This is a genomic window from Halomonas sp. AOP5-B2-8 (assembly GCF_052376475.1).
Taxonomy (GTDB): domain Bacteria; phylum Pseudomonadota; class Gammaproteobacteria; order Pseudomonadales; family Halomonadaceae; genus Vreelandella; species Vreelandella casei.
Genome location: NZ_JBQSVS010000001.1, coordinates 601,091 through 627,131, shown reverse-complemented (window position 1 = coordinate 627,131; position 26,041 = coordinate 601,091). Strand labels below are relative to the sequence as shown.

Genomic DNA, 26,041 nt, shown 5'->3' with positions numbered 1-26,041 from the left:
ACCTAAGGTTGTCTATCATTACGCCCTTTGACCGCGAGCTTCTATGACCCAATCTAAAACGCCCTTCATTGTGGTGCTGAGCCTGGCAATGACCATGATGCTGGGCCCGTTTTCCATGGATACGTATCTGCCGGCCTTTCCGGTCATCGGCGAATCGCTGGGTATTTCTCAGCAGGCGGTATCGCTAAGCGTTTCCGTGTATGTATTCGCGATGGCGGTGGGGCAGTTGATCGGCGGTGCGCTTTCAGACCGTTTCGGGCGACAGCGGGTGCTGATGAGCGGGCTGGCGATTTTTGCGCTTTCAAGCATCGTCATCGGCATGTCGGATTCCTTGAACATGCTGCTCGTCGGGCGGGCCGTTCAGGCTCTTGGCGCCGGTTTTACTTTGGTATCTGTGCCGGCACTGGTGCGCGACCGGGTGGCGGGCCGCGACGCCGCGAAACTGTTCTCGATGATGGGCTTTATCATGGTGTTGGCACCGGGCATTGCCCCAAGCGTGGGCAGCGCGATTCTATCAATAGGCTCCTGGCACACTATTTTTTTCGCCTTGGCGGTATACGCGGTGCTGCTGGTGCCGTTGCTGGTGCGGGTGCTGTTTACCGGCACGGGCAAGGTGTCTCGAGTGAAAAGCCCTAAGATGAGCCTGCTGGCGCGTTACAAGCTGGTACTGTCGACAAAGCAGGCGCTACCGTTCATCGTTTGGCAGGCCGCATCTTTTTCTACCCTAATGATGTTCATCACCTATGCGTCATTTATCTATCAGGGGCATTTCGAACAGTCGCCCTCAAGCTTTTCGGTGCTGTTTGCGGCGAACATCGTCGCGATGCTTATCTTCAATATTCTCAATCGTGTTCTGCTTTCCAGGCTGCCGTCGCTGCGCATTCTTCAGTTGGCGACGGGCTGTCAGGCGGTCGGCATACTCTTGCTGCTGATGGCTGCCTTCATGGACTGGTCAATGTACGCTTTCCTGGCCGCCATGATGCTGACCATCGGCACGGTGGGGGCGATCTCACCGAATATCCAGGCCTGCTTTTTGGAGTACTTTCCCACCAGTGGTGGAACGGCCGCCGCGCTTCTGGGGGCCGCCCAGTTCGGTGTTGCCGGGCTGCTGAGCGCATTGTCCGCCATGTTGCCGCATTCGCTTGAAGCGGTCATTCTGGCCATGGCCGCCTGTGGTTTGGTGGCGTATCTGATGCTTGGCCGCTCTATCATCAAAGGGCGTGCCGCCGTCGAGGCGCCCTAGAGCAGGCGGCAAACCCTTACGTGTTTGGCCATTAAGGCTGCAAATGCAAACACCCCGCTTTTAAAGGCGGGGTGTTTGCTCTTTACGCTTCTTCAATACCATCAACAATAAACACGCGGTAATCTTTAGCCTTGAGTAAGCGCGCGGCGTGCTTTAAGCGTGGAAAAAAAGCTCCATAGCATGATAAAGGCAGCAATGGAGAGGATGGTTGCGCTAATAGGCCTATTAATGAAGGTCGCAAAATCACCCGATGAGAGCAGCATGGCGCGGCGGAAGTTGTCCTCCATCATCGGCCCTAGTACAAAACCCAAAATGAGGGGCGCTGCAGGGAAAGCCAGTTTGCGCATTAAAACGCCCAGGGCACCGAAGATCATCACCAGTAGCACATCAAAGGCACTGTTATTGACGCTGTAGGTGCCCAGACAAATGAACATCAATACGACTGGAAAAAGAAGATGATAAGGAACGGCAAGCAGGCGCACCCATATTCCAATAAGGGGGACGTTAAGAATGACCAGCATAATATTGCCGATCCAGAAGCTCATGACCAACCCCCAAAAAAGGCTGGGCTCCTCTGTCATCAAGGCGGGCCCTGGCGTAACGCCATGGATGATGAGCGCACCTAACATTAATGCCATTGTCGGGCTGCCGGGTATACCCAAGGCCAGAGTTGGGATGAAAGACGTTTGGTCAGCTGCGTTATTGGCGGATTCTGGAGCCATGATGCCTTCAATTGCCCCTTTACCAAATCGGCTTGGATCTTTGGATGAGCGCTTTTCCACCGCATAAGCGATGAAGGCAGCGAGTGAGGGGCCTGTTCCCGGTAGGGCGCCAAAGAATGAGCCGATGCTTGAGCCACGCAGCATCGGGAGCCACGAACGTCGCATGTCATCCCGTGTAGGTTTCATGGCGCGTAGCGTCAGGTCAGACGATTTAAAGCGGTTTGCCTTAACACTGCCAACGCTAATAATGAGTTCCGCAACCCCAAACACCCCCATGGCAAGCGCTACAAGGCTAATGCCATCACCGAGTTCCGGGATACCAAAAGCAAAACGTTGTGTGCCTGTGTAAACGTCGGTACCGATACTGCCCAGGAAAATACCTAGCATGACCATGACGAACCCTTTGACTGCCGAGCCATCAGCAATACCGGTCGCCGCAATCAGCCCAAGCAGCATTAATGAGAAGTACTCAGCGGGGCCCATACTCAGTGCATATTGTGCTATCACCGGTGCGAATAGCGTCAGGATGACGATGCCGATGGAGCCGCCAACGAAAGAGGCCACTGTAGTCATAAAGAGGGCTACGGCACCACGACCTTTTTGCGCCATAGGGTAGCCATCCAAACAGACCACCGCATTGGCAGGCGTGCCTGGCACGTTAAGCAGGATAGACGCCGTGCTGCCACCGTAACTCGTGCCGTACCATATTCCCGCCAGCATTATGAGTGCTGATGTCACTTCCATATGAAACGTTATGGGAAACAACATGGAAATGGCTGCTAAAACGCCAACACCAGGTATAACGCCAAGTAATGTTCCTAGAAACACGCCAACAAAGCAGTAAAACAGATTGCTAAGTGAAAGCGCCGTATGCAGGCCAAGCGAAAGATTGCCAAAAAAGTCCATTAGAATGCCCACCTGAAGATCGGTATGTTCATGCCAAGTGCCAAGCGGAAGATCAAAATGGCTGCCAGGATGAGAAAGGCGATGAGTGCCAAAACCGTCTTAATTCGCAGCTGCTTATCGGCAAGCGAAGTGATCAGTGTTAACAGGAAAATTGCAGGCACTAAGCCAACACGTGGTACGGCGAGAGAGAAGAGCAAGATTCCGCCGAGGATTGCAGTCAGTGGACGCCATTCAATGCTAGGCATCGGAAAACGCGGGCGCGATGCGCCTCCAATGGAAAGCATTATTCCCAGTAGGGCAATAATCAATCCTATGCCCATAGGAACCATGCCAGGCCCCATGCGCTGAAGTGTCCCCAGGTTATAATGCGTAGAAGCATAGGCGGCAATGATAAGGCCAAGGGCTGCCAGTGCCATTCCCGTAATAATGTCAACAATATCGCGATTTAGCATAATGATGTCTCCCATAAGGCCGAGCAAATAAGTAAATGCCCGGCCTTAAATGATCACTCCACTGTCGCGCCCGAGGTGCTGACGGCTTCAGCCCAACGCTCATACTGGGCCTGCAGATAAGCCTCAAGTTCATCAGCAGAGCCGCCCTCTACCGTACTGCCTTCGCTCTCTATCGTTTCGATCAGGCGCTCATCCTGAAGGGCCTGATTGATAGCGGCGTTAAACGTTGCGACTACATCGTCAGGAAGACCGGCAGGACCGACCACCGCTTTCCAATCGGAGGCTTCAAAACCTTCATAGCCTAATTCGGCTATCGAGGGAACATCGGGTAGCGCCGCGTTACGCTCAGCCGAGGTAACCGCTAACGCTTTTAATGAGCCTGATCGGATATGCGACAATAAGCTGGGAAGGCTGGCAGTAACAAAGTCCACATGCCCGCCAATGGCGTCCGTTACTGCTTGGGCCGCACCGGGGTAGGGTACATGCATGAACTCTACGTCTGCTTGGTCGCTAAATACTTCCATTGACAGGTGACTTACCGTGCCAGAGCCGGGCGTACTCATGGACACTTTGCCGGGGTTTTCTCTGGCGGCGGCGACTAAAGATTCAAAATCTTCGTAGGCCGAGTTCTGGTTAACGGCTAGAACCATGGGTTGAGAACTAATTAGCGCAATAGGCGTAAAATCATTCAATGAGTCATAGGGAATGCTGGCGTAAAGTGTCGGGTTAATCGCCATGTTAGACGTTTGCCCCATGCCCATCACCTGTCCGTCATTTTTAGCACGAGCGAGTTGTGAAAGGCCGATGTTGCCGCCCGCTCCGCCTCGGTTCTCAATAACGAAGTTCCATCCTTGCTGCTCGGAGAGCTTCTCCGTTAGTACGCGTGAGGCAAAATCGGTACCTCCACCGGCGGAGAAGGGCACAATAAAGTCGATGGATCCTTTGGGATAGGATTGGGCCATTCCTACAGCCGGAAGTATAAGCAATGCAGCGCAGGCGATAGATTTTAAGGCGTTGTTTTTCATAGCGTGTTCCTTGTTTATGTTGTCGTACGGCTTATTGTTGTGTGCTGAAGTAACGTTGTATGCTGACGTAGTAGCTAAAGCGGACAGCCTTTCTTACGCAGGATGGAATCGAAGCGCTCGCGGTCGATCTTGCCGGTTTCATTCTGCGCACGTATGCGCGCTTCTTGCTCTGCCTGGGACTGACACAGGCTTAAAAGCGCCTCGGCTTCACTAGCGGGGATAGCGATAACGCCGTCAGCGTCACCCAGAATTAAGTCGCCAGGCATCACTGTCATGCCTGCACATGAAATGGGCGTATTTATCTGGCCAGGGCCGTCCTTGCTGGGGCCACGGTGAACATGGCCGCGGGCGTAAACGGGTAAAATGCCTTCGGCCCATTCAGCGACGTCGCGCAGCGCGCCATCAATTACGAAGCCACCCAGTTGGCGGGCAATCGCTGTTGTGCGCATCAGGCCACCGATCACCGCGGTGGAAAGGTCGCCGCCCCCGTCGATAACGATAATGTCGCCTGGTTGGGCGCGTTGTATTGCGACGTGCACCATGAGGTTGTCACCTGGGCGGGTACGTACCGTAATAGCCGTACCACACATGGTGAGCCCAAGGTCGTTGTGATAAGCGCTAAGTCCTACTGCGCCCGTATGGCGCCCCATCACATCGCCTGCATGAGCGACTGGCACTTGCTTAAAGGCGGTCAGCAGCTTTTGCGTTAGCGTGGTTTGACGTGGTTGAACAGCAAAGCCAGCAGGCCAGTTTTCGCCATCAAGAGTCGTGCTCATTGAGTTATCTCCAGTAAGTGTTCGTTGACGATGCGTCCATGCGCAGGGGGATGCCCTGCCAGCAGTGCCAAGGCATTTTCGGCAGCGGCACGGGCAGTCAGTGCTAGCGCTGCATCGCTATTGCCGCCTACATGCGGAGTGAGTACCACTTGGGGTAAGCGCAGAAGAGGATGATTTTCGGGAGGAGGCTCAATGTTCAAGGTGTCCAGTCCCGCGCCCTTTAGACGGCCAGCCATGATGGCGTCGGCCAGGGCATTCTCATCAATGAGCCCACCGCGTGCGGTATTGATCACAATGGCACCCGAGTGGAGCTTCGCGAGTGCTGCGGCATCAATTAGGTTTTGGGTAGAGGGCAGCAGCGGGCAGTGCAGAGAGAGCACATCGCTACTGGTTAGCAAGTCGTCTAGGCTAGCCGCCTTAAAAATACCTTCTGGCATGGCTTCAAGAGCGGGGTCATAGGCGATGACGCGCATACCAATGGCATTGGCCATTCGGGCGACATGGCGTGCGATGGTGCCGCACCCCACCAGTCCCAGCACGCGGCCTGAAAGCTGTAAGCCAGGAGTTTGTCGCGGCCATTCTCCGGCACTGATACGTTGGCCCAGATCCGAGACATTACGCGCCACGGTGATCATCAGGCCTATGGCTAGCTCAGCGACTGATTGCGCGTTGGTATCACCGACGACTGTTACAGGAATGCCCAGCTCAGCCGCTGCTTGAATATCTACCGCGTCATGGCCTACGCCATGGCGGGATATCGTGCGCAGCCCTTGGCAGGATGCAATGGTTGCTTTGTTCAGCGTGAGCGTGCGTGCGATGACGGCGTCAATGGGCTGGCTGGCCATTATCTCACCCAGGCTATCTTCCTCCCCTTTGGGGATGAATAGCAGGCGGCAGCCTGCTTGCTCCAGCACATCCCTGCCTTCATCAGCCAGGCGTGGGGCTGTCACCAGAATCGTATAACTCATGGCTGGTCGCCTTCCTGCTCAACACTACGGGGAGCATGGCCGGTATAGGTCCAGGTTTCGGTGCGGGGGAGTGGGCCTTTATTGCGCTCAGGTCGCTGCATCTGTTCCCAGGCATGGCTCATGATGCCTACCGAACGAGATAGCACGAACAGACCACGACATAGCGCTGGTGGAAATCCTAGTGCTGCATAAATAGCGCCGGTTGCACCATCCACATTCATTGGAATTACGCGACTGCGGCCTTGGGATATCTGGCGCTCAACTTCTTCTGCAATATCGGCAAAATGCGTATTGATGCTATTGTCGGCAGTGGCGCGTAGAACCTCCATCAATTTTGGAGCACGCGGGTCTTTGGGATGGAAGCGATGCCCGAATCCTGGGATATAGCGCACGCCACGTTCTTTAAGCTTGGCAAGCTCGGTATGAGTGGCGGAGGTAATATCCTCACCAGCTTCACAGCGTGCCTGGATAGCGTTATATAGCGCCACGCACTGCTCGCCCGCCCCGCCATGTACATCGCCTAGTACGTTGGCTGCAGAAGCCATGGCGTTGTTGATGCCTACACCACAGGTGGAGGCTATGCGCGCAATGGCGATAGATGGCGCTTGTGGTCCGTGGTCAATGGCGCTCATCAGTACCGTGCTTAACAGAGAGGCTTGGGCTGCACTGGGTAGATCGCCACGTAGCATCAACCAGATCATTTCCGGGAAGCCGACCTTGCCAATCAGATCCTCAATAGCGTAGCCGTGGTAGCGGATTATGCCGGGGTGCATTTCTATGATATCGGTAGACCACCAGTCTTCACCGGCGGTACGGCGGTTCTCTTCATTCATTTTTCCGTCTCTTTGGTTGTTATGTCTGGATGAGTGAAGGCGGCGCGTGCGGCAGCGTCATAGCCGAGCTCTGCAAGAATCGCATCGGTGTCCTGACCCAATGTGGGAGGCGGAGTTTTGGGTTCAGGGTCGCCGCTGCCCAGGCGAAAACCTGAGCGCACGACTGAAAGGTTTGTCTGGCCGATAACATTTGGGAAAGTGCGTGTTAATTCGCGCTCTTTTACTTGGGGGTGGCGAAGCGCCTGGGGAACGGTGAGCACTTCTCCTGCGGGTATGCCATGGGCATTCATGCGTGTTGCCCACTGCTCCGCAGAGGCGGTTTGTAAGGCGGTTTCCAGCTCGGCGGTTAGAGCGTTACGATGACGCTTGCGTTCTTCGCGCAGTTGAAAACGTGGGTCGGAGATCAAGTCCACGCGCTCAATCAACTGACACAGAATCTCGAACTGTTCTTGCTTATTCGCTGCGATGTTCAACAAACCATCACCAGTGCGGAAGGTGCCGGATGGTGCCGCCGTTGTATTTTGGTTTCCCATAGGAAGTGGCTCAATGCCACACGTCAGCCAGTTGGACACCACCCAGCCCATAGTGCCCATCATCGATTCCAGCATGGATACATCAATGACCTCACCGTGCCCGGTTTTATGCCGTCCGACCAAAGCGCTTGAAATGGCGAAAGCTGCGGTCATACCACCGATGGTGTCGCAAACGGGGTAGCCAACGCGCAGTGGTGCAGACGTTTCATCGCCTGTCACACTCATTACTCCGGAAAGACCCTGGATGATCTGATCGTAAGCAGGGTTTTTCGCCAGTGGGCCGGTTTGTCCAAAACCTGAAATAGCACAGTAGATCAGGCGTGGATTAAGCGCTTGCAGGCTCTCATGGCCAAGGCCAAGCCGGTCCATTACGCCAGGGCGAAAGTTTTCGACCAGTACATCGGCGGTCTGTACCAGTTTGCGAAAAGCCTGCTTACCTTGGTCGGATTTTAAGTTGAGTTCGATCGAGCGCTTGCCGGCGTTTTGGGCGAGAAATGAAACCCCCATCAGCTGGGCATTTAGTTCGGGGTCGGCTCCTAGCTGGCGGGCCAAATCTCCACTGCCGGGCTGCTCAACTTTGATGACATCGGCACCTTGCTGAGCTAACTGATAGCAGCAATAAGGACCAGCAAGTACATTGGTTAGATCCAGTACCCGAATCCCTTCTAACAAATCAGACATGGGGGCTTGCCGAATGCTGTAATTTTGATGAGCACCATAATGGTTCCTTTTTGTTCTGTCAGGCATAATGGTGTTCTTTATGGCAGAACGTTTTTGGCATGTCAAATCTGTTCTATTTTAAAATTTATTCGTTCTGTCAGGTAGAACTAAGTGCAAATGGAGGTGTAGCTTGGTCCAAAAGCAAAATCGAGTAGAAGCTGTTGAGCGTGCTTTAACGATCCTGGAAGCGTTTACGGATCAGGAGAGATCGCTATCGCTCGTTACGTTAGCGGAGCGTACCGGGCTGTATAAAAGCACTATCCTTCGGCTGATAGGATCTTTGGAGCGCTTTGGCTATATCGTGCGTGAAGGCGATGGCACCTATGCTTTAGGCCCCAGCCTGTGGCGGCTAGGGAATCTATTCCGCCATACCGGCGATATGGGTGAGCTGATTCGCCCACAGCTGGCTCACCTGGTAGAGCAAACTCAGGAAACGGCATCGTTCTTTATCCGCTTGGGTAGCCAGCGCATGTGCCTTTATCGGCTTAACTCGCCAAAGCCTGCTCGGCATCATCTGGATGAAGGCGCGCTACTACCTATCGACCGGGGTGCGACAGGCCGCGTTCTTTTGGCGTTTAATGGGGAAGAAGGCGCGTTTTATGACGATATCCGTGCTAAAGGCTATGCCTTCTCAAAGGGCGAGCGGGACCCGGATGTTGCTGCCATAGCACTACCTGTACTTGATCGGCATGGAGTAATGCGAGGCTCAATATCCGTTTCTGCGTTAATTACCCGGCTAACCGATGAAAAGGTCGAATCAACAGTCGCACTACTCCAAGCGAGCTGTGACGCCTTGCGTGAGACCATGCCTTAGATAGTGAAGGGGCCTGCTCTTTGGCTGCTTGCTGTGATAGACAAAAAGATATTCAGGCTATCGTTTGAAGCGAAATTTTTTGGGTGGAAAGTAAAGAAAATAGTAACGCAGGTAACAGAAAGGGCCGTTCGTTAAACCACGAATGGCCCTTTCTGTTTCTAAGCGTTGCTGCAAAAAGGCTTTAGGCCTCTTCAACCCCATCAACAATAAACACGCGGTAATCAGCCCCTAGGAAGCGGTGCTTGCGGGCTTCCTGGTAGGCGGGGCTTTGGTACCAGGCGCGGGCGGCGGCCATATCGGGAAAGCGCAGAATCACAGCGCCTTCCATTGAGCTGCCTTCCATTACTTCAACGTCACCGTAGAAGGCGAGCGGCTGTGGGTCGTGGCCTTCGCGGGCCGCTTTGGCCTTTGTGGCGTATTGCTCCATTTCCTGGGCGTCGTGAGTGTGTTCTCGGGTGAGTACGACATAAGCGGGCATTACATTATCCTTACGTAGCGGTTAGTGCTGCTCGGTTTCAGGCTCGATCACGATTTCTTGCTCTAGCCGCTTTTCTTCCAACGTTGCTAGAGCAATTTGGTAGCAATCTTCGATATGGCGGTTGCCTATGTACTTCATGGACGTGAAGCTAATACCGCCAGCCACAGCGCTGCCGATGAAGGGTACGAACTTGGTCGTCCCTTTTGCGACCATCTTGACGCCCATCTTTTGAAGCAGCGATAGAACCAGTTTTTTCGTGATGTACTTCCCGGCCATCTTGCTGCCTACATTGGAGATCGCCGTCATTACCATTATCTTGGATTCTGTATCCAAGTTTTCAATCTGCTCAGGCTTTAAACCAAATTTATCATTGATCTTCGGAATGAGCCTTAGCAGAAGGGTCACGTCCGACCCCAAATCCAGGCCTGGGATGGGGATAACGGCAGCGCCCGCTGAAAGCGTTGAGCTCTTTGTTACCATTGAGTAACAGGACTTTTTAACTTTTTCGAGCTCTTCTAATGATTCGATCATATAAGGCCCTCTGTAAAGAAACAGCGTTGATGATCAATCGCTACTGCGATTTTTTTCCATCGGGAAAAGCAGCAGCCATATCGGCTGCCGCCTTATTCATCCCACTAGAGAATAGCGTTACTCATTACCGTCGTACGTTACGCGCCAAATGGCATTCGTTAGGTCATCAGCGATAATAAGGGCGCCCGCAGGGTCAATGGTGACACCCACTGGCCTACCGCGGGTTTGGCCATCTTCGGTGAGAAAACCGGAAACGAAATCAATCGGGTCGCCGGAAGGGCTGCCGTCACTGAAGGGCACAAAGACCACCTTGTAGCCAACCGGGTCTGAGCTGTTCCAACTACCGTGTTCGCCGACAAACGCGCCCTCAGCGAACTCATCACCCATTTCAGGCGTTGAGAAAGTAACGCCAAGAGGCGCTCTGTGCGAGCCAAGGCTGTAGTCCGGCGCAATCGCGGATGCGACTTTGTCAGGGTCTTGCGGTTGAACGCGCGTATCGACGTTCTGCCCCCAATAGCTGTAAGGCCAGCCATAGAAGCCGCCTTCCTGAATGGAGGTGAGATAGTCAGGTACTAAGTCTGGGCCGAGTTCATCGCGCTCGTTCGCCACTGCCCAAAGCTGATTGGTTTCTGGCTGAATGGTCAGCGCCGTGGGGTTGCGCACGCCGGTGGCGTATGCGCGATGAGCGCCGGTCCTCGCGTTAATTTCCCAGATTTCAGCGCGGTCGACCTCGGCTTCCATGCCACGCTCGGTGATATTGCTATTGGAGCCAATACCAACATAAAGAAAGCGCCCGTTAGCGCTGGCGGTCAGTGATTTGGTCCAGTGGTGATTAATCGCCGACGGAAGCAGTGTCACGACTTCTGGTGGGCCGCTGGCTTCGGTCTGGCCTTCCTCATAGTCGAAACGGACAAGCGTATCTTGGTTGGCGACGTAAATGTTGTCATCCACCAATGCTAGCCCGTAAGGCGCGTTGAGATTCTCGGCAAACACCGTTTGCTCTTCATAGGTGCCGTCACCGTCAGCGTCACGCAGCAGCGTTAGCCGATTACCACTCTCAACCGAGGTGGTGCCGCGTGCCTGAATTAATCCGGCGATAAAATCCTTCGGTCTTGATTTTGGCGCTTCACCGCCGCCTTTGCCTTCTGCCACCAGAATGTCGCCATTAGGGAGCACGATAGTCTGGCGCGGTACTTTCAGATCGGTGGCGATCGCCGTGATCGAATAGCCTTCGGGTACGATGGGCTGTTGATCGCCCCATTCTGCTTGTTCAGGCACGGTCATGTTAGGCAACAGCCCGCGCTGCGGCTCGGGCAGCGTCGGGTTAGCGCCATACGGCTGTTCCGATTGAGCGACGCTGCTGCCACTGGCTCCCAGTAACACCGAAAGCGTGCTGACATAAACGAGATTAGACACTTTCATGGCTTACCCTCGGCGCTGAGACGTGAGAAACCGACCCAAGTCGCCGCGCAAGCCAGCACGGTAACAACGATCGAAAGAATTAAGCCGGTCGGCATCATGGCCCAGGCATCTCGTGCATGAACCAGCGCGTTAATAAAACCAACGAACCACGTGACCAGCAGCAGGGCAACGTAAATCAGCGAAAGGCCACGACGGCCGTCAGCGCTGAACAGGCCAATAAGGGCGGCGAGCAACGCCAAACCGTTGAAAACGAGCCCTCCTGCAATAAGCCAGGAAGAAAAGGTGCTCCACTGTATATGGAAGTTCGATGAGTAGGCGTAATCGCTCAGCGCGGCGCCCAGGAAAAGGGGAATCATTCCGGCAAGCAGTACGGCATGAAGCGGATGTAACCCGCGTCGATAAGTGCGGTCGGCGGTGGCTATCACGGCAATCTCCTTATGCTGATCAAGCTAATGGATGTACCTGAAATGTTAGCTGCTCGTGCCAAAACACGTCAGGGAACGACGTCATATTCGTTAGTGCGCAGTATAGTTGACGCATGGCATTCTGACCAAAGTGAAGCTGGGGGAGCGGCGGCCTACCTCCATTCATCGTCGATAAATCACGGAGGTAGTCTAACAGGGAACCAAACGCAACTATCTTTGATATCTAAAAGATATCGAGCGACATTAACTTAGTATTTTACCCCTACTGGAAGGCGCTGATAGCTTCTTGAAGTGACTTTCTCAGGAGCTTGAGCATGATTTTGGAAATTTCCGTTTCAGAAATTAAAGGTAGACAAGAAACTTTTTTAACTAATTTAAAGAATAAGGGCTGTGATGCTGCCTTGCTCTTTAGCGTTACCGATATTTTCTATCTCACTGGGTTTAACTTTCGTCCTTCAGAAAGGCCCATGGCTCTTATTGTGGATGGGAAGGGCGCGTTTAGTCTGTTTGTTCCTAAAATGGAAGTTGAGCATGCGCGAGAATACGCCGTTATTACCGATACGTTCGATTATCCTGAGTACCCGGGTATTACGCATCCGATGGAGTATCTCAAGCAGGTGCTGCAAGATAAAAATTTCAGCGCTTTAAGCGTTGGCGTTGATGCTGAAGGTTATGGTTCTGCCAAGGGATACGCTGGCCCCGCCATTACGGCGTTAGTGTCGTTTGCTAAGAAGGTATCTATCAAGGGCGTCGTCGAAGAACAGCGTTATATCAAGTCGACGACTGAAATCGAGTTAATTAAAGAGTCGGCGCGCTGGGGGAATCTCGCTCATAGCTTGCTTGCTAAATATACCCTGGCGGGCGGGCGGGAAATGGAAGCGGAAAGCCGCGCCACGCAGGAGGCAACCAAGGCGATGTTTGAAACCTTGGGCGCTGGGTACCGGCCCTACGGTTCGCCTGCGCATGCGTTCTACCGTGGACAGATTGGCCCGCACTCCGCTTTTCCTCATTCGCAAAACCAGAACGCCCTGTTCAAGAAAGGCTATAACGTCGTTTCTCAGGCAGCCTGTGATGTGTGGGGCTACAAGAGTGAACTGGAACGCACCATGTTCATTGAAGAGGCATCTAAGGTGCAGGAGGAGTTCTTCCAGCACATGTATGAGGCGCAGGAAGTGGCTTTCAAAAACATCAAGCCGGGCATTCCTGCTTCAACCGTGGAGCAAGAAGTGCAACGGTACTTTAAAGATAATGGACTAACGCAATACGTTAAACATCATACCGGTCACAATATGGGGCTTTTAAACCATGAAGCGCCGTTTTTTGATCTAGGCGATCACACTCTTCTGCAAGCTGGCATGGTCTTTTCGGTTGAGCCTGGGCTGTATGTTGAAGGCCTGGGTGCTTTTAGACACTCCGATACTATCGTGGTAACGGAAGATGGCATGGATATGATTACTTATTTCCCCAGAGATTTTGAGTCGTTAATTATCGGTTAACAAATAGGGCAAGGCTATTTACCTTGCCCTTATAATTTTTAGGGAGATAAAAATGAAAAAAATAGAACCTGATACGCAGGCACTTAAAAAGAAGAAAAGCTTACCTGATTCTTATGTCATTCTTTTTGCGATGTTGGTGGTAGCGTCTATCTCGACGTGGTTTATTCCTGCAGGAAGCTTTGAACGTACCACCGAAGGCAGCGTTGCGATGGTGGTGCCAGACAGCTATGTATCGCTTCCATCTACCCCGACCACGCTTTACGATTTTTTTCTTTCGATACAGTCAGGCCTAACCGACTCGGCGGGCATCATATTTCTTGTGCTGACGATAGGCGGCGCTTTTGCCATCTTGGATTATACTGGCGCCATTCAAGCGGGAATAATGCAACTGATCAAAAAAACACGTGATAGGAAGTATGCGTTGATCGTTGTTGTATCGATCGCCTTTTCAGCTGCGGGCTTTATTGGGGCGTTACAAACCGCAGTTATCGCCTTTATTCCTATTGGCATCATTATTGCGAAAGCATTCAAACTCGACGCGATAGCGGGCGTCGCTATTATCTACCTAGGGGCTTATGCAGGCTATACGATTGGGGGGCTGGACCCTATCACGACCGGGTTTGGGCAAGAGATAGCAGGACTCCCGGTTTTTAGCGGCCTTTGGTTCCGTTTTCTCGTTTATCTTTGTATTTTAGCGTCTACTGTCCTGTACTTATGCCATTACATTTCGAAAATTTCAAAAGATCCCAGCCGGTCTGTGCTTGGAGCTATCCCGTTTCCTGCGGAAGTTGAAAATACCAATACAATTCCAGATGAATTCAACAGTAAACATAAGGTGGTACTGGGTTATTTCACGACCTGTATGGTCGGTTACATTGTGGGTGTGTTTAATCTAGGTTGGGGCCTTAATGAAATGGCGGCGCTGTTCCTGGTAATAAGCCTGGGGACCGCTGTCATCGAAAAGATATCGGCTAATCAGTATGTGACGCTTTTTGTAAAAGGAGCGCAGGGCATGCTGTATGCGGCCTTGATTGTGGGTCTGGCCCGAGCCATTGTCGTCGTGCTTAGTGACGCCAATGTGTTGGATACTATCGTCAACTCAATGGCTATTTTACTGCAGCCATTATCCAGCATATTTGCGGCGTGGGGGATGTATGCCTTTAACTTGGCTTTCAATCTGATTATTAGCTCTGCAAGTGGCCAGGCAGCTATTGTGATGCCTGTTATGGCACCGTTGGCAGATACGATTGGCTTGACTCGGCAAGTGGCTGTGTTGGCCTATAATTTTGGTGATGGGTTTACCAATATCATTACGCCTACTTCGGGTATTTTGATGGCCAGTATAGCGATTGGCGGAGTGCCTTGGGTCAAGTGGCTCAAGTTCGTCTTTCCCTTGCTGTTAATTTGGATGGCCATTGGTGCTATAGCGCTTGGCATCGCAGTCGCGATCAATCTCGGTCCATTTTAACGTCGGTAGGCACGCTCGGTTATTCGATCGTGCCTGCTTTGAGTCCCTGCTTTATATACTGAATAAAAAAGCCTGCTGTATCGGTTAATAGGTTGGGATTCCAGGCCATCGAACTGATTTTTTTGACATCTGAGCTGATGTCCTTATACACCACGTGTTCGTTTTTAATGTATTTGGCGGAATGGGGGAGTAGCGTAATGCCCATTTCAGCGGCGACCAAGGCGACCAGTGTTTGCTGCTCTTGGGCGGTTTGAATGACGTTGGGCATAAAGCCATGGTCTTTGCAGAGTGACATGATGGCATCGTAGTAACCATGCCCCGCGCTTCGAGGTGTCATCACCCAGTTTTCATCGCAAAGCACGCTCACGTCGATAACGTGATCGGCATCCGCCAAGTGGTGGCTTTTGGGCAGGCAGGCAATGAAGCGCTCCTCCAATATGACGAGACTCTCGATTCTTTTATCGGCCACAGGGGAAACCAGGAAGCCGATATCGATTGTGCCATGGATAAGCCCTACGATCTGGTCATAGGTGGTTAATTGCTGCAAGCGTATATCGACCCCAGGGTGGTGTCGCTTGAAATCTTTAACAATGATGGGGATAAGGTGAAACGACATGGTGCCACTAAATCCGATTGAAATGGCACCTTCTTTTCCTTGAGCGATTCTTTGAGTGAACTCGATTTCTTTATCTAAATTGGCAATGCATGCTCTAGCAGCTTCTAAAAAATGTTGACCTGCCGGTGTAATCTTAACTTCTTTATTATTCCTAATGAGCAACTGAACGCCAATCTCTTCTTCAAGATATTTTATTTGATTACTTAACGGCGGCTGAGAAATATTGAGTAACTTAGCGGCGCGCCTGAAATGCAGCTGCTCCGCTACCACGATAAAGTATCGTAAGTGTCTCAGTTCCATGATGTTCTCTCGGTTGTCGTTCAACGCTAGCCTGGTTGCTGATTATAATACCTTCATCGGTCGGGTAGCGCAGTGACACTAGCGACGTCTTGCTGCCCGCATGTTTATAGAGTGTACGGCTCGATATGCCAGCTGAGTGTGTTAACCGGTTCATGCCGGTGGCAGTGAATCCGTGCCAATCAAATAGGTGTTCTGCTGTAGAAATTAGATTAATCGTAGTATCTATGTTTGTGGTTTAAATCGGTCACTGTACATCGTCAAGCAGCACTACCACGCCTGCCGTTAATATCATGCCCATTCCCAGCCAGGTCATGGCGTCAGGTATTTCGTTAAACAGCAGATACCCCCACGCACTGGCGAAGATGAGGTAGGCGTAATCGAAGGTTCCTATTAACGCCAGCGGTGCGATTTGATAGGCCCTGGCTACACCGCTATTAACGATGATGAGCAGGAGCGTATAGGCCGCTATCAGTAAAAAGTCTGAGATATCGAGTGGTTGCCAGTGAGCAAAGAGAAAAGGAGTGCGTTCTTCGAGCTGGGCAGTTGCGCCGGTAGCCACTAAGGCACTGAAGACAATGCCTGCCGTTAGGAAGGCTAGGTTTAGCCCGAGGGTGAGGATAAGAGGGTGTTCTCTTTGGCAGTTACGACGAGTGATCATCATCGCCAGGGCATAGAAGATAGCCGCAAGTACGGGCAAAAGGGTGGCGGGTGTAAAGGTGTCCTCACCAGGCCGTAAGACGACTAGCACGCCTAGAAACCCGCAGATAATTCCCACCCAAGCCCGCCATGACAGGCGCTCGCCTGCACTAAAGGCAGCCAGCAGGGCAATAAATAAGGGCGTGGTATAAATAGCGACAGCCGCTACCGACAGTGGAATAAGCGGTAGCGCGGCGTAATACGCAATCCACATAAACAGCAAAAGCAGGCTTCTGATCGCGACCCATCGCAGTGATTTAACGCGGGGTCTCGGCCCAGAAGTGCCAATCAACAACCCTCCTAATACCGGTAGCGAGAGCAACGATGCGATGACATAAAGCTGCCATAACGACATACTGTCACTGAGATACTTAACCAGCGCGTCGGTTAACGCGAGCAGAAAAACCGCCCCCACAATCAGCATGATTCCTTGTGAAATATTATCTTCTTTGGTTGTAGCAGGCTTCATTGCAGCGTTCCGAGTATGAGTTCTATACTAGAATGCGCCTGCCGCTATCAGTGCTTCAAACGACTTTTGAATTACAATACATAAGCTCAGGTTATGGATAAATATATCAAGTCTCTTCCGCCGCTTGCGACCCTTCGACCCTTTGAGGCCGCCGCGCGGCTTGAAAGCTTTTCGCGAGCCGCCGATGAACTTCATCTAACCCAAGCGGCTATCAGCCGACAGATTCGTGCGCTTGAAGACGACCTTGGCGTCATGCTTTTTGAGCGCCGTAATCGCGGTGTGTTTGTTACCCGAGAGGGACGTGAATTGGGTCGCACGGTGTCCCAGGCACTGGAAAGCATTGCTAGCAGCGCTCAAACACTGCGCGGCGACCCTGACGATCAGCGCGTAATACTGTTCTGCCAGCTATGCGAAGCCTTTTATTGGCTAATGCCTCAGCTGGCTGACTTTAATCGCCGCCATCCTGAGATTGAGATTCAGCTGGCCACCTCGACACGCCCAGTAACTGAATTTACCGGTCGCTTTGATGTTGCGCTGCAAACCAACGGCAGGCCGAGTGGCGGTCATCGCCTAATGTTTACCGCTTACGATGAGATATTTCCGGTCTGCAGCCCGGCTTATGTGGGCGATGTCATGACGCCGTTGAACTTGGCATCGTTGCCTACGCATCGGCTGCTGCACCATCGTGCTGAACCGGCAGATTGGCTTGAGTGGGAAGGTTGGTTTAGCGCTGTGGGTATCGCCAATAGCTCGCTAGATCACAGTGCTGCCTTTGATAGCTACCCGTTATTGCTACAAGCCGCGGTCGCCGGGCACGGTATCGCCTTAGGCTGGCGGCGCACGACGCAGCGGCTGATTGATAATGGCGAACTGATACGACCTGTCGTTGAGAGTTTGCCTCAGCATGATGCTATCGCCTTATATACGCGCCAGGGAGCGCCTCGTCACGCGGCTGGCGAAGCATTATTAGGCTGGCTACGTGACGTGCTAAGCGATGATAGCGTTGCTTAAACTGGCTAATAAGTCTGGATGCATGGCCACTATCGGCGCGGCGTGATTAGCTGGGTAGCCGTGCAATGACTTTGATTTCAAAGTCGAACCCTGCCAGCCAGGTCACGCCAACGGCCGTCCAGTTTGGGTAGGGTTTGTCTGGAAATGCACGCGCTTTGACTTCCAACCAGGTGGCGAACTGAGCTTCGGGGTCGGTATGGAAGCTCGTCACATCGACGATATCCTCGAAGCTTGCACCGGCGGCTTCTAGAATACTCTGGAGGTTATCAAAAGCGAGCTGTACCTGAGTGGCAAAGTCCGGCTCGGGCGAGCCGTCTTCACGGCTGCCGACCTGGCCGGATACGAATAGAAGATCACCAGAGCGGACGGCGGCGGAATAGGCATTGTGCTCATAAAGCGCCTGGCGGCCAAGGGGGAAAACAGCGTCACGTTTAGCCATGTGTATCTCCATCAATAGGTCGACACCGACCTTTTGTTTACGGTGAAATCACTTTAAACCTGCTTTCGTGCTGGATAAACGGCGAATTCTGTTCAACATTGTTTGTATATTTCAAACAATCACGAGGTGGTTGGCACAGCCATGGATCGTTTCAACGCAATGCAGGCATTTGCTCGGGTCGTGGAGACAGGCAGCTTTACTAAGGCCGCTGAAACACTTCACATGAGTAAGACCAGCGTGACGCAACTCGTGCAGGCCTTGGAGGCACGGCTGCGAGTAACGCTGCTTAACCGGACCACACGCAAGGTAAACGTTACTGCGGACGGCGCGGCCTACTACGAGCGCGTTATCAAGCTGCTGGGCGATATGGATGATGCCGAAACCAGCCTTTCCAACGCCTCGGTGTTGCCTCGTGGTCGCCTCAGAGTCGATGTTCCCGCTCCTCTGGCCCGCATGATCCTCATTCCGGCTTTGCCAGAGTTCCATGCTAAATATCCCGATATTCAGCTCGATATGGGGGTGAGTGATCGCATGGTGGATTTAATTGGTGAAAGCGTGGACTGCGTGGTGCGTGGCGGGGAGCTTACCGATTTATCGTTAATGGCACGTCGCGTGGGCGACCTGAGTCTTGGTGTTTACGCTGCGCCGAGCTATCTGGAGCGGGCTGGGATACCTGCACACCCACAAGAACTATCGCTCCCGCCTCACTACATCGTCGGTTTCAGGTGGTCGCGCGCGGGGTTGGACTTTCCTTATGCCATGCACCGCAACGGTGAGCATCTCTCAGTGAAAGGGCGTTATGTGATTTCGGTCGACGACGGGAATGCTGGACTTGCCGCAGGGCTGGCGGGGCTCGGCGTGCTTTGGCTCCCGGATTACATGGCCAAGGAGCACGTGTCCCGCGGGGAGCTGGTTCGCTTGTTTGACGAGTGGCACCTGGCACCGATGCCGATGTACGTCGCATTTCCACCGAATCGTCACGTCAGCGCTAAGCTGCGCGTATTCATCGACTGGGTGGTGGAGTTGATGGATCAGCATGCGCCTATCGTGGGTCGGTCGGCTACGTAAGCTGCCAGCCGTTATTCGCGCCAAATTGACTGAGACTGCATCGAGTTAACCAGGACTTTCCAAAGATGCTCCGCCGCAGGTGTGAATCTGCGCCCTTGGCTACGGACAAGGTGACAGGTCGCGGTATAGGAGAGCGGGTGGTCAATTGGAATTGCCACAATGTCACCGCGCTCAACTAAATGCCGAGCTAACGGCCGCGTCATAAAAGCAATGCCTAACCCTGACATCACTAAAGCCGCTGCCGTCGAAAAATGATTACATTGATAGGCAGGCAGTGGCGCCAGCTGCTGTTCACGAAACATCTCATTGATGTAAAGCTGAATGCCGAACTGCTCTGCCATAAAAACTAACCGTTGGGCTGCCAACGTTTCAAGTGTGATGGATTCCAGCGTTGCAAGCGCATGATCCGGCGGGAGGATCGCGCAAATAGGCCCACGGTTAAAGCTGCGAACCATGACCGGCGGGTCGCCTAGCGGCCCAAAGCTAATCGCCATGTCAACTTTTCCGCGCAATATCATGTTGATGGTTTCACTCATGTTGCCCGAGTGAATATCGACAAACACATCAGGGTAATCCGCACTAAATTGCGCTAGTGGCCCTTTCACGAACTCACTGATCATGCCTTGTCCAACGCGAAGGCTGACGCTGCCACGGCGCAAGTGGCGCATATCTTGTAACGTCTCGGCTAGCTGGCGCCGACGGTAGAGCATCTCTCTATGATGCTCTATCAAAAGCTTACCCGCTTGGGTAACCACTACGTTTCTGCCCTGTTTTTCAAGTAATGGAATTTGTAAGTAGCGCTCAAGTATCGACACCTGACGACTAACCGCGGATGGATTGACGCCTATCGCTTCAGCGGCAGCTCTAATGCCACCCTGCATGGCGACCTCATAAAGATAGGCCAGCCTGTTTTCGGTGATTTCCTGGCCTATTAGTTGCTCTCTCATTGGCGTTGCCCTTGTTGGCGCTAATGTATAACAGTTGCTTTCAAGGCAACGATTATGTTGCTTGCTTCTTATTCTTTCTACTGTGGGGCGACCACATACTGATGATTACCAATAGAGCAGCGCACCGTACTTAAGGCTTTTAACGACGCGTCGGCTTGTTATCAACAGCGATGAGGTTGTATGAAAACTATCCACGATTATTTGCATGCAAATCAACGATTCATTTTGGACGATATTGAAAAACTGGTAAGAGCTGAGTCGCCCTCGAATGATAAAGCGGCTGTCGATGCGTGCGGACAAACGTTGAGCCAGTTATTTCTGGATAGGCTCAACTGCCAACCGGATGTTTATCCACAGGCCGAGAAAGGCGATCACCTCGGCTTTACCATAGGTGAGGGCAAGCGCCAGATACTCATTCTTGGGCATTTTGACACGGTCTGGGATATCGGGCGGCTTTCTATTCGACGTGAAGAAGACAAGTTTTACGGCCCGGGAATTCTCGATATGAAGGCTGGCCTTGTGCAGGCGGTTTGGGCTGTTAAAGCATTAAACGAGCTAAACCAGTTACCCAGTGCACGCATTCGCTTTCTCTGCACCAGCGATGAAGAGTTGGGAAGCCCCACGTCCCGTGAGCGTATCGAACAGGAATCTGTCGCTAGTGATGTCGTGCTTGTCGTTGAGCCGGCCACCGCTACAGGCAGTGCGTTGAAGACTGCTCGTAAAGGCTCGGGACGCTTTTACATGCATATTACGGGTAGAGCGGCCCATGCGGGTAATAACCCAGAAGACGGTGTGAACGCGATTGAAGAGCTTGCTCATCAAGTTCAGTACCTGCATAGCTTAGCCGATACTTCCCGCGGGACGACGGTTAATGTCGGCATGGTTCAGGGCGGCGGGCCACTTAACGTCGTGCCGGAGACGGCAGAAATAGGTATTGACGTAAGAGTGTCCGCTCTAGATGAAGGAGAACGACTACAGAATGCGATTTATAACTGCCAGCCTCACCACTCTGAAGCAACGTTAAAGGTGACAGGTGACATGACGCGCCCACCGATGGAACGTACGCAAGCAACGGAAAAGCTATTTTTGATAGCCCAAAAGGCAGCGGGTGAGCTTGGCTTTGAGCTAAAAGAAGCCTCGGTAGGCGGCGGTAGCGATGGCAATTTTGCGGCCGCTAAAGGTATTCCTACCCTGGATGGTTTGGGGGCTACAGGAGCCGCTCCGCATGCTGAATATGAGCATATCGAAATCGAGACGGTGGTGCCGCGTACCTGCATGCTAGCCGAGCTGATACGTCAAGTTTAACGACGAGAGAACTCTCGGCGTTCGCTTATAACGTACTGAACATATCTAGAAAAATAGTCAGGAAACGAATACGTGAAGACTAAATCATTACAAAAGTTCACTATGCCCGATGCCTTTGTCATTCTTTTTGGGCTGTTACTAATCGCTTGGTTGTTAAGTTTTTTCATTCCTGCCGGGGCATTCGAACGCACGACGGAAGGGCGTCCAACCGTTATCCCCGGCAGCTTTCATATGGTCGAATCCAGCGGCCTGAGTTTTTTTGATATCTTCCTTTCGATTCAGAACGGTTTTGTCAGCTCGGCGAACTTAATTGCGCTCGTATTGGTGATGGGGGGTGCCATTGCGGTTGTCGAGTCTACCGGGGCTATCAATGCGGGTATCAAAAGACTGGTTGATAAAACTAGAGGTCGCAAGTATCTGCTGGCTATCGTCGTGTCGTTTGTATTCGGCGTGGTATCAGCGATTGGCGTTGGATCGAATGCGGTTATCGCTTTCATACCTCTTGGTATCGTCTTAGCGCGAGCGCTTAAGTTAGATGCTATTGCGGGCATCGCGATTGTCTATCTTGGCTATTTCTCAGGTTCCGCTGCCGCTGTTTTCGACCCCATCACGTTGGGCATTGCTCAGTCTATTGCAGGGCTCCCGCTCTTTTCGGGTGCGCCATTGAGGGTTGCCCTTTTCTTTGTCCTGCTCACAGTCACCATTACCTATGTTTGCCGCTATATCAAACGAATTAGCGACGACCCAAGCCGAAGCTTGATGGGTAGCCAGCCGTTTAGCACTGAGGCGGTAGGTGCTGATGATGAAAATCTAACTTTCACACGACTTCATATCGTAATTTTAAGCTTCTTTGTCGCCTGTTTGGGCGTATTTATTTACGGCTCTTTGCGGCTGGGCTGGGGCGTTAATGAGCTTTCCGCTATTTTCATGATTAACGGTATCGGTAGCGCGGTACTTGCTCGGTTTTCGCCCAATCAGTTTGTGCGTATGTTCATGAAAGGTGCCCAGGGAATGCTGTATGGCGCCTTTATTATTGGCATCGCTAAAGGTATCACGGTACTGATGGAGGAGGGGATGATTCTGGACACGGTGGTCAATTCCATCTTTGTACCGCTCAGTACTTTGCCATCCATGTTAGGGGCGTTGGCGATATTCGTGTTCAATCTGTTCTTTAACTTTTTAGTCCCGTCAGGAAGTGGGCAGGCAGCGGTGGTAATGCCTATTCTTACTCCGTTGGCAGACATGCTCGACATTACACGCCAAACGGCTGTTATCGCGTTCAAACTTGGCGATGGCATTACCAATATCATTACGCCTACGTCGGGTGTTTTGATGTCCGTACTTGCCGTCGGCGGTGTTCCGTGGAGTAACTGGGTACGTTTTGCGTTCCCTCTAGTGTGCCTCTGGACGTTAGTCGGTATCGCCTTTGTGATCATCGCGGTGTTGATTAATTACGGACCCTTTTAAATATTCAAAGCGAGATCATCTGGCGTCGCGCACCTTACCGTGACGCCCTAGTGGAATCATCATGGGCTTGCCGCTGACCGGGTCTTCAATGACCCGGCTCTCTAGGCCAAACACCTCCCGCACCATCTGCTCGGTGAGTATCTGCTCCGGCGGCCCCACCGCGTAAACCTTCCCCTTGGCCATTGCTACAAGCCTGTCGGCGTAGCGGGCAGCTAGGTTGAGTTCATGCAGCACCATCACCACGGTGGTACCTCGCGCCTGGTTGAGATCAGTCAACAGATCGAGCACTTCAATTTGATGGTTGATGTCGAGAAAGGTGGTCGGCTCATCGAGTAGCAGTACATTCGTTTGCTGCGCAAGCGCCATGGCGATCCAGGCCCGCTGGCGCTGCCCGCCCGAAAGCTCTTCTACTGCGGCATCGGCAAGCACGGTCATGTGGGTGGCCCTCAAGGCCTCCGCCACGGCGGCATCATCGTTTGCAGTCCAGCGTTTAAAGAGCCCTTGATGGGGGTGACGGCCGCGGCTGACCAGATCCAGCACGGTAATGCCTTCTGGTGCGATAGGGGATTGCGGCAAAAAGCCCAGCTGTTGCGCCAGGCGTCGCGTGGGTAGCTTATGAATAGCGTTGCCATCGAGTAATACGTCACCCTGGGTAGGGGCGAGCAGCCGCGAGAGCACGCGTAACAGGGTCGATTTCCCGCAGGCGTTGGCACCAACAATGGCCGTGGTATGGCCGGCACAAACGGTGAGGCTGACATCATTGAGCACGGGGCGCTCCCCGTAGCCGGCCACCAAACCCTGGGCGAGTAACGATGAAGCGTTCATAAAGAGCCTCTGCTTTTATTGTCGCGAATAATTAAATAAATAAGGTAAGGGGCGCCCAGCACGCCGGTGACAATACCGACCGGGTAGCGTGCGGGCAGCAGAAACTGACCTGCGTAATCGCCTAGTAATACCAGTAGGGCACCCACCAGCGCAGAGGGAATCAGCAGTGAACCGTTTCGACCAATCAGGCGCGCGGCAATGGGGCCGGAAAGAAAGGCGACGAACGCGATGGGGCCGGAAACTGACGTCGCGAAAGCCACCAGGGCCACGGCACAAACGACGATAGTGATACGCGTAACGGCTAAACGAACCCCTAAACCTGCCGCTATATCATCCCCCATGCGCATGGTTTCAAGGTCGCGGCTACGGCTTAGCAGCAGCCCGCCGAAGAGAACAAGCGCGATGAATAGCGGTAGCGCCTGGTCAAGCTGCGCGCCGTTGACACTGCCGGTCATCCAGCGCAGTGCTTCTTGCAGCGTCCAGCTGGGTGCGCGCATTAGCAGGTAGGCAGTGACGCTTTGCAGCATGGCGGCAAGGCCAATACCGATCAGGATCAAGCGTCCGCCGGTGACGCCCTGTTGCCAAGAGAGCGCATAGATCAACAGTGCAACGCCCAGCCCTGCGCCAATCGCCACCATGGAAACGGCCGGGCCGCTCATTGATAGCACCACGATAGCGAAAACTGCGCCGGTACTGGCCCCCGTGCTGATGCCAATAATGTCGGGACTGGCGAGCGGGTTGCGTAACATCGTTTGAAAGGCGACGCCGCCGAGGCCAAAGCAAGCCCCGGTCAGTACCGAAATGACCGCCCGCGGCAGGCGTAATTCACGCACGGTAAAGCCTGCTCCAGGGATTTCCGCACCGCCAAGAACACGCAGTACGGTAATCAGCGGGGTAAAGGACTGCCCCAGCGTTAGCGTCAACGCCACGCCTGCCAGTAACAAAACGACCAGAACCGCCATCATGCGCCGGCGGTGTTTGGCCTGTGCTTGGCGCATTCGACCGAACTCAGCCGTTACGGGAAGCGTCTGGCCGGTCATAGCGACCCTACTTTTCGGTTACGTACAATCCAGATAAACACGGGGGCGCCAATAAACGCCGTCACAATACCTACATCTAGCTCCGATGGTTGCACTATTAAGCGCCCAACGACATCAGACAGCGTGAGGAGTACGGCACCGGCCAGAGCAGAGAAGGGCAGCAGCCAGCGATAATCACCACCGACCAGCAGTCGGCAGGCGTGCGGCACGACTAGGCCGACGAAGCCAATCGGGCCGCAGACCGCCGTAATAGCGCCGCAGAGCAGTACCGCACCGATCGCGGACATAGCCCGAGCGACGGCGACCTTTTCACCCAGACCCGCGGCCGTATCATCCCCAAGCGCTAGTAGGTTGAGCTTGCGCGCCGCCAGCAGGGTGATCACAAACCCTACGAGCAAAAAGGGCAGCACCGGCACTATTTGATCATGAGTGGCGCCGCCTACTCCCCCCACCAGCCAAGACTGCACCAGCCCGGCAATATCGTTACGCGGCAAGATGACCGCCGTGGCCAGCGAGCTCAGCGCTGCCGTGGTGGCAGCGCCAGCAAGCGCTAGCCGCAGCGGCGTGGCGCCACCGCGGGAGAGGCTCGCAATGGCGTAAACTGCAACGGCCGTTAGCCCGGCGCCCGCAATCGCGGTCCAGATATAGGCAGTCGTTTCATCAATCCCAAACCAGGCGATGCCAATCACAATGGCCAGCGCCGCTCCGGCGTTCACGCCTAACAGGCCGGGGTCGGCAAGCGGGTTGCGCGTCAGGCCCTGCATAACGCCGCCCGAAACGCCCAGCGCGGCCCCGGCAAGCATTGCCAGCAGCGTGCGCGGAATGCGATTGGCCACGGCGGCATCTCCGATGCTTTCGATTTGCCCACTCAACGCCGCCGCTATTTCTGGCCAGCCAACATCACGGGTGCCAAAGACTACAGAAAGCATCACCGCCAGGGCCAGTAACGCTAGCAACGCTATACCCGCCGCTAACCGCTTACTCAGCTGGCGCTGCCTAAGAAGCGTACTGTCATCCGTCGCCATCCTATCGCCAGGCGCCGTGAC

The 26,041-nt window shown here is 53.4% G+C and carries 27 protein-coding genes; 8 read left to right on the top strand and 19 right to left on the bottom strand.

Annotated elements, in window-relative coordinates; genetic code table 11:
• Nucleotides 1-43: 43 nt before the first annotated feature.
• Nucleotides 44-1,243: a Bcr/CflA family efflux MFS transporter gene (locus ACT3RP_RS02825; RefSeq protein WP_096281922.1), complete on the top strand. Its 1,200-nt coding sequence runs from the start codon at nucleotides 44-46 to the stop codon at nucleotides 1,241-1,243.
• 125 nt (nucleotides 1,244-1,368) lie between these two features.
• On the opposite strand, the gene ACT3RP_RS02820 is transcribed toward ACT3RP_RS02825, so the two are convergent.
• From ACT3RP_RS02820 to ACT3RP_RS02790, 7 genes are all read right to left on the bottom strand, one after another.
• The gene (locus tag ACT3RP_RS02820; protein ID WP_441686497.1) at nucleotides 1,369-2,871 is read right to left on the bottom strand and encodes a tripartite tricarboxylate transporter permease; all 1,503 of its coding nucleotides are present in this window, start codon (nucleotides 2,869-2,871) and stop codon (nucleotides 1,369-1,371) included.
• Entirely contained in the window at nucleotides 2,871-3,323 is a 453-nt protein-coding gene (locus tag ACT3RP_RS02815; protein WP_176483417.1) for a tripartite tricarboxylate transporter TctB family protein, read from the bottom strand. The genes ACT3RP_RS02820 and ACT3RP_RS02815 overlap by 1 nt, the downstream gene beginning before the upstream one ends.
• A 53-nt stretch (nucleotides 3,324-3,376) precedes the next feature.
• Nucleotides 3,377-4,348 (bottom strand): Bug family tripartite tricarboxylate transporter substrate binding protein, encoded by a 972-nt coding sequence (locus tag ACT3RP_RS02810; protein ID WP_483393186.1) that lies wholly within the window; start codon nucleotides 4,346-4,348, stop codon nucleotides 3,377-3,379.
• Nucleotides 4,349-4,422: 74 nt separating this feature from the next.
• Complete coding sequence (locus ACT3RP_RS02805) at nucleotides 4,423-5,124, bottom strand: RraA family protein (protein WP_444672048.1); 702 nt, start codon at nucleotides 5,122-5,124, stop codon at nucleotides 4,423-4,425.
• Nucleotides 5,121-6,092 (bottom strand): hydroxyacid dehydrogenase, encoded by a 972-nt coding sequence (locus tag ACT3RP_RS02800; RefSeq protein ID WP_096281917.1) that lies wholly within the window; start codon nucleotides 6,090-6,092, stop codon nucleotides 5,121-5,123. The genes ACT3RP_RS02805 and ACT3RP_RS02800 overlap by 4 nt, the downstream gene beginning before the upstream one ends.
• Nucleotides 6,089-6,925 carry a citryl-CoA lyase gene (locus tag ACT3RP_RS02795; protein ID WP_096281916.1) on the bottom strand — a complete coding sequence of 279 codons (837 nt, stop codon included), beginning with the start codon at nucleotides 6,923-6,925 and terminating at the stop codon, nucleotides 6,089-6,091. The genes ACT3RP_RS02800 and ACT3RP_RS02795 overlap by 4 nt, the downstream gene beginning before the upstream one ends.
• Nucleotides 6,922-8,139, bottom strand: coding sequence for a CaiB/BaiF CoA transferase family protein (locus ACT3RP_RS02790; RefSeq protein ID WP_483393185.1), 1,218 nt, complete (start codon nucleotides 8,137-8,139; stop codon nucleotides 6,922-6,924). The genes ACT3RP_RS02795 and ACT3RP_RS02790 overlap by 4 nt, the downstream gene beginning before the upstream one ends.
• Nucleotides 8,140-8,308: 169 nt before the next feature.
• On the opposite strand from ACT3RP_RS02790, the gene ACT3RP_RS02785 reads away from it, so the two are divergent.
• Nucleotides 8,309-8,992, top strand: a complete 684-nt coding sequence (locus tag ACT3RP_RS02785; protein ID WP_096281914.1) for an IclR family transcriptional regulator — start codon at nucleotides 8,309-8,311, stop codon at nucleotides 8,990-8,992.
• Nucleotides 8,993-9,173: 181 nt separating this feature from the next.
• Here ACT3RP_RS02785 and ACT3RP_RS02780 read toward each other — a convergent pair whose 3' ends face one another.
• The 4 genes from ACT3RP_RS02780 to ACT3RP_RS02765 all read right to left on the bottom strand — a co-directional run bounded on the left by ACT3RP_RS02780 (nucleotide 9,174) and on the right by ACT3RP_RS02765 (nucleotide 11,848).
• Complete coding sequence (locus ACT3RP_RS02780; RefSeq protein ID WP_441686789.1) at nucleotides 9,174-9,470, bottom strand: DUF1330 domain-containing protein; 297 nt, start codon at nucleotides 9,468-9,470, stop codon at nucleotides 9,174-9,176.
• A 21-nt stretch (nucleotides 9,471-9,491) separates the two neighbouring features.
• The gene (locus ACT3RP_RS02775; RefSeq protein WP_193063439.1) at nucleotides 9,492-10,001 is read right to left on the bottom strand and encodes a hypothetical protein; all 510 of its coding nucleotides are present in this window, start codon (nucleotides 9,999-10,001) and stop codon (nucleotides 9,492-9,494) included.
• A 117-nt stretch (nucleotides 10,002-10,118) separates the two neighbouring features.
• Nucleotides 10,119-11,423, bottom strand: coding sequence for a PQQ-dependent sugar dehydrogenase (locus ACT3RP_RS02770; protein ID WP_483393184.1), 1,305 nt, complete (start codon nucleotides 11,421-11,423; stop codon nucleotides 10,119-10,121).
• The gene (locus ACT3RP_RS02765) at nucleotides 11,420-11,848 is read right to left on the bottom strand and encodes a DUF2231 domain-containing protein (RefSeq protein WP_441686787.1); all 429 of its coding nucleotides are present in this window, start codon (nucleotides 11,846-11,848) and stop codon (nucleotides 11,420-11,422) included. Before ACT3RP_RS02765 ends, ACT3RP_RS02770 begins: the two co-directional genes overlap by 4 nt.
• Nucleotides 11,849-12,162: 314 nt before the next feature.
• Between ACT3RP_RS02765 and ACT3RP_RS02760 the strand changes: the two genes are divergently transcribed.
• Nucleotides 12,163-13,344 (top strand): M24 family metallopeptidase, encoded by a 1,182-nt coding sequence (locus tag ACT3RP_RS02760; RefSeq protein ID WP_096281909.1) that lies wholly within the window; start codon nucleotides 12,163-12,165, stop codon nucleotides 13,342-13,344.
• Between the two features lie 52 nt (nucleotides 13,345-13,396).
• Nucleotides 13,397-14,812: a YfcC family protein gene (locus ACT3RP_RS02755; protein WP_444624511.1), complete on the top strand. Its 1,416-nt coding sequence runs from the start codon at nucleotides 13,397-13,399 to the stop codon at nucleotides 14,810-14,812.
• Nucleotides 14,813-14,831: 19 nt separating this feature from the next.
• Here ACT3RP_RS02755 and ACT3RP_RS02750 read toward each other — a convergent pair whose 3' ends face one another.
• From ACT3RP_RS02750 to ACT3RP_RS02740, 3 genes are read right to left on the bottom strand one after another with little or no spacing between them, the layout of a single operon-like run.
• On the bottom strand, nucleotides 14,832-15,728 hold the full coding sequence (locus tag ACT3RP_RS02750) for a LysR family transcriptional regulator (protein ID WP_096281907.1): 897 nt from the start codon (nucleotides 15,726-15,728) through the stop codon (nucleotides 14,832-14,834).
• Entirely contained in the window at nucleotides 15,661-15,933 is a 273-nt protein-coding gene (locus ACT3RP_RS02745) for a helix-turn-helix domain-containing protein (protein WP_255249128.1), read from the bottom strand. The genes ACT3RP_RS02750 and ACT3RP_RS02745 overlap by 68 nt, the downstream gene beginning before the upstream one ends.
• Before the next feature lie 39 nt (nucleotides 15,934-15,972).
• Complete coding sequence (locus ACT3RP_RS02740; protein ID WP_483393183.1) at nucleotides 15,973-16,893, bottom strand: DMT family transporter; 921 nt, start codon at nucleotides 16,891-16,893, stop codon at nucleotides 15,973-15,975.
• Between the two features lie 93 nt (nucleotides 16,894-16,986).
• On the opposite strand from ACT3RP_RS02740, the gene ACT3RP_RS02735 reads away from it, so the two are divergent.
• The gene (locus tag ACT3RP_RS02735; protein WP_483393182.1) at nucleotides 16,987-17,904 is read left to right on the top strand and encodes a LysR substrate-binding domain-containing protein; all 918 of its coding nucleotides are present in this window, start codon (nucleotides 16,987-16,989) and stop codon (nucleotides 17,902-17,904) included.
• Between the two features lie 46 nt (nucleotides 17,905-17,950).
• Here the strand turns inward: ACT3RP_RS02735 and ACT3RP_RS02730 are convergent, their stop codons facing one another.
• Nucleotides 17,951-18,343 (bottom strand): RidA family protein, encoded by a 393-nt coding sequence (locus ACT3RP_RS02730; RefSeq protein WP_483393181.1) that lies wholly within the window; start codon nucleotides 18,341-18,343, stop codon nucleotides 17,951-17,953.
• A gap of 141 nt (nucleotides 18,344-18,484) precedes the next feature.
• On the opposite strand from ACT3RP_RS02730, the gene ACT3RP_RS02725 reads away from it, so the two are divergent.
• Entirely contained in the window at nucleotides 18,485-19,411 is a 927-nt protein-coding gene (locus tag ACT3RP_RS02725) for a LysR family transcriptional regulator (RefSeq protein WP_483393180.1), read from the top strand.
• 11 nt (nucleotides 19,412-19,422) lie between these two features.
• On the opposite strand, the gene ACT3RP_RS02720 is transcribed toward ACT3RP_RS02725, so the two are convergent.
• Nucleotides 19,423-20,358, bottom strand: a complete 936-nt coding sequence (locus ACT3RP_RS02720; protein WP_444624513.1) for a LysR family transcriptional regulator — start codon at nucleotides 20,356-20,358, stop codon at nucleotides 19,423-19,425.
• Between the two features lie 180 nt (nucleotides 20,359-20,538).
• On the opposite strand from ACT3RP_RS02720, the gene ACT3RP_RS02715 reads away from it, so the two are divergent.
• Nucleotides 20,539-21,663, top strand: coding sequence for a M20 family metallopeptidase (locus ACT3RP_RS02715; protein WP_193063447.1), 1,125 nt, complete (start codon nucleotides 20,539-20,541; stop codon nucleotides 21,661-21,663).
• 72 nt (nucleotides 21,664-21,735) lie between these two features.
• Complete coding sequence (locus ACT3RP_RS02710) at nucleotides 21,736-23,130, top strand: YfcC family protein (RefSeq protein ID WP_483393179.1); 1,395 nt, start codon at nucleotides 21,736-21,738, stop codon at nucleotides 23,128-23,130.
• A 15-nt stretch (nucleotides 23,131-23,145) separates the two neighbouring features.
• Here the strand turns inward: ACT3RP_RS02710 and ACT3RP_RS02705 are convergent, their stop codons facing one another.
• From ACT3RP_RS02705 to ACT3RP_RS02695, 3 genes are read right to left on the bottom strand one after another with little or no spacing between them, the layout of a single operon-like run.
• A complete protein-coding gene (locus ACT3RP_RS02705; protein ID WP_483393178.1) occupies nucleotides 23,146-23,955 on the bottom strand; it encodes an ABC transporter ATP-binding protein in 810 nt (269 codons plus the stop codon).
• Nucleotides 23,952-24,995, bottom strand: a complete 1,044-nt coding sequence (locus ACT3RP_RS02700; RefSeq protein WP_441686601.1) for a FecCD family ABC transporter permease — start codon at nucleotides 24,993-24,995, stop codon at nucleotides 23,952-23,954. The genes ACT3RP_RS02705 and ACT3RP_RS02700 overlap by 4 nt, the downstream gene beginning before the upstream one ends.
• Nucleotides 24,992-26,020, bottom strand: coding sequence for a FecCD family ABC transporter permease (locus ACT3RP_RS02695; RefSeq protein ID WP_225734315.1), 1,029 nt, complete (start codon nucleotides 26,018-26,020; stop codon nucleotides 24,992-24,994). The genes ACT3RP_RS02700 and ACT3RP_RS02695 overlap by 4 nt, the downstream gene beginning before the upstream one ends.
• Between the last annotated feature and the right edge of the window lie 21 nt (nucleotides 26,021-26,041).

Coding starts and splice junctions, on each gene's coding strand:
- ACT3RP_RS02770 (WP_483393184.1), bottom strand. CDS start 11,423: ATGAAAGTGTCTAATCTCGTTTATGTCAGCACGCTTTCGGTGTTACTG.
- ACT3RP_RS02780 (WP_441686789.1), bottom strand. CDS start 9,470: ATGCCCGCTTATGTCGTACTCACCCGAGAACACACTCACGACGCCCAG.
- ACT3RP_RS02750 (WP_096281907.1), bottom strand. CDS start 15,728: ATGGAACTGAGACACTTACGATACTTTATCGTGGTAGCGGAGCAGCTG.
- ACT3RP_RS02705 (WP_483393178.1), bottom strand. CDS start 23,955: ATGAACGCTTCATCGTTACTCGCCCAGGGTTTGGTGGCCGGCTACGGG.
- ACT3RP_RS02740 (WP_483393183.1), bottom strand. CDS start 16,893: ATGAAGCCTGCTACAACCAAAGAAGATAATATTTCACAAGGAATCATG.
- ACT3RP_RS02730 (WP_483393181.1), bottom strand. CDS start 18,343: ATGGCTAAACGTGACGCTGTTTTCCCCCTTGGCCGCCAGGCGCTTTAT.
- ACT3RP_RS02800 (WP_096281917.1), bottom strand. CDS start 6,092: ATGAGTTATACGATTCTGGTGACAGCCCCACGCCTGGCTGATGAAGGC.
- ACT3RP_RS02715 (WP_193063447.1), top strand. CDS start 20,539: ATGAAAACTATCCACGATTATTTGCATGCAAATCAACGATTCATTTTG.
- ACT3RP_RS02795 (WP_096281916.1), bottom strand. CDS start 6,925: ATGAATGAAGAGAACCGCCGTACCGCCGGTGAAGACTGGTGGTCTACC.
- ACT3RP_RS02775 (WP_193063439.1), bottom strand. CDS start 10,001: ATGATCGAATCATTAGAAGAGCTCGAAAAAGTTAAAAAGTCCTGTTAC.
- ACT3RP_RS02805 (WP_444672048.1), bottom strand. CDS start 5,124: ATGAGCACGACTCTTGATGGCGAAAACTGGCCTGCTGGCTTTGCTGTT.
- ACT3RP_RS02820 (WP_441686497.1), bottom strand. CDS start 2,871: ATGGACTTTTTTGGCAATCTTTCGCTTGGCCTGCATACGGCGCTTTCA.
- ACT3RP_RS02700 (WP_441686601.1), bottom strand. CDS start 24,995: ATGACCGGCCAGACGCTTCCCGTAACGGCTGAGTTCGGTCGAATGCGC.
- ACT3RP_RS02725 (WP_483393180.1), top strand. CDS start 18,485: ATGGATCGTTTCAACGCAATGCAGGCATTTGCTCGGGTCGTGGAGACA.
- ACT3RP_RS02735 (WP_483393182.1), top strand. CDS start 16,987: ATGGATAAATATATCAAGTCTCTTCCGCCGCTTGCGACCCTTCGACCC.
- ACT3RP_RS02695 (WP_225734315.1), bottom strand. CDS start 26,020: ATGGCGACGGATGACAGTACGCTTCTTAGGCAGCGCCAGCTGAGTAAG.
- ACT3RP_RS02760 (WP_096281909.1), top strand. CDS start 12,163: ATGATTTTGGAAATTTCCGTTTCAGAAATTAAAGGTAGACAAGAAACT.
- ACT3RP_RS02815 (WP_176483417.1), bottom strand. CDS start 3,323: ATGCTAAATCGCGATATTGTTGACATTATTACGGGAATGGCACTGGCA.
- ACT3RP_RS02790 (WP_483393185.1), bottom strand. CDS start 8,139: ATGTCTGATTTGTTAGAAGGGATTCGGGTACTGGATCTAACCAATGTA.
- ACT3RP_RS02810 (WP_483393186.1), bottom strand. CDS start 4,348: ATGAAAAACAACGCCTTAAAATCTATCGCCTGCGCTGCATTGCTTATA.
- ACT3RP_RS02720 (WP_444624513.1), bottom strand. CDS start 20,358: ATGAGAGAGCAACTAATAGGCCAGGAAATCACCGAAAACAGGCTGGCC.
- ACT3RP_RS02755 (WP_444624511.1), top strand. CDS start 13,397: ATGAAAAAAATAGAACCTGATACGCAGGCACTTAAAAAGAAGAAAAGC.
- ACT3RP_RS02825 (WP_096281922.1), top strand. CDS start 44: ATGACCCAATCTAAAACGCCCTTCATTGTGGTGCTGAGCCTGGCAATG.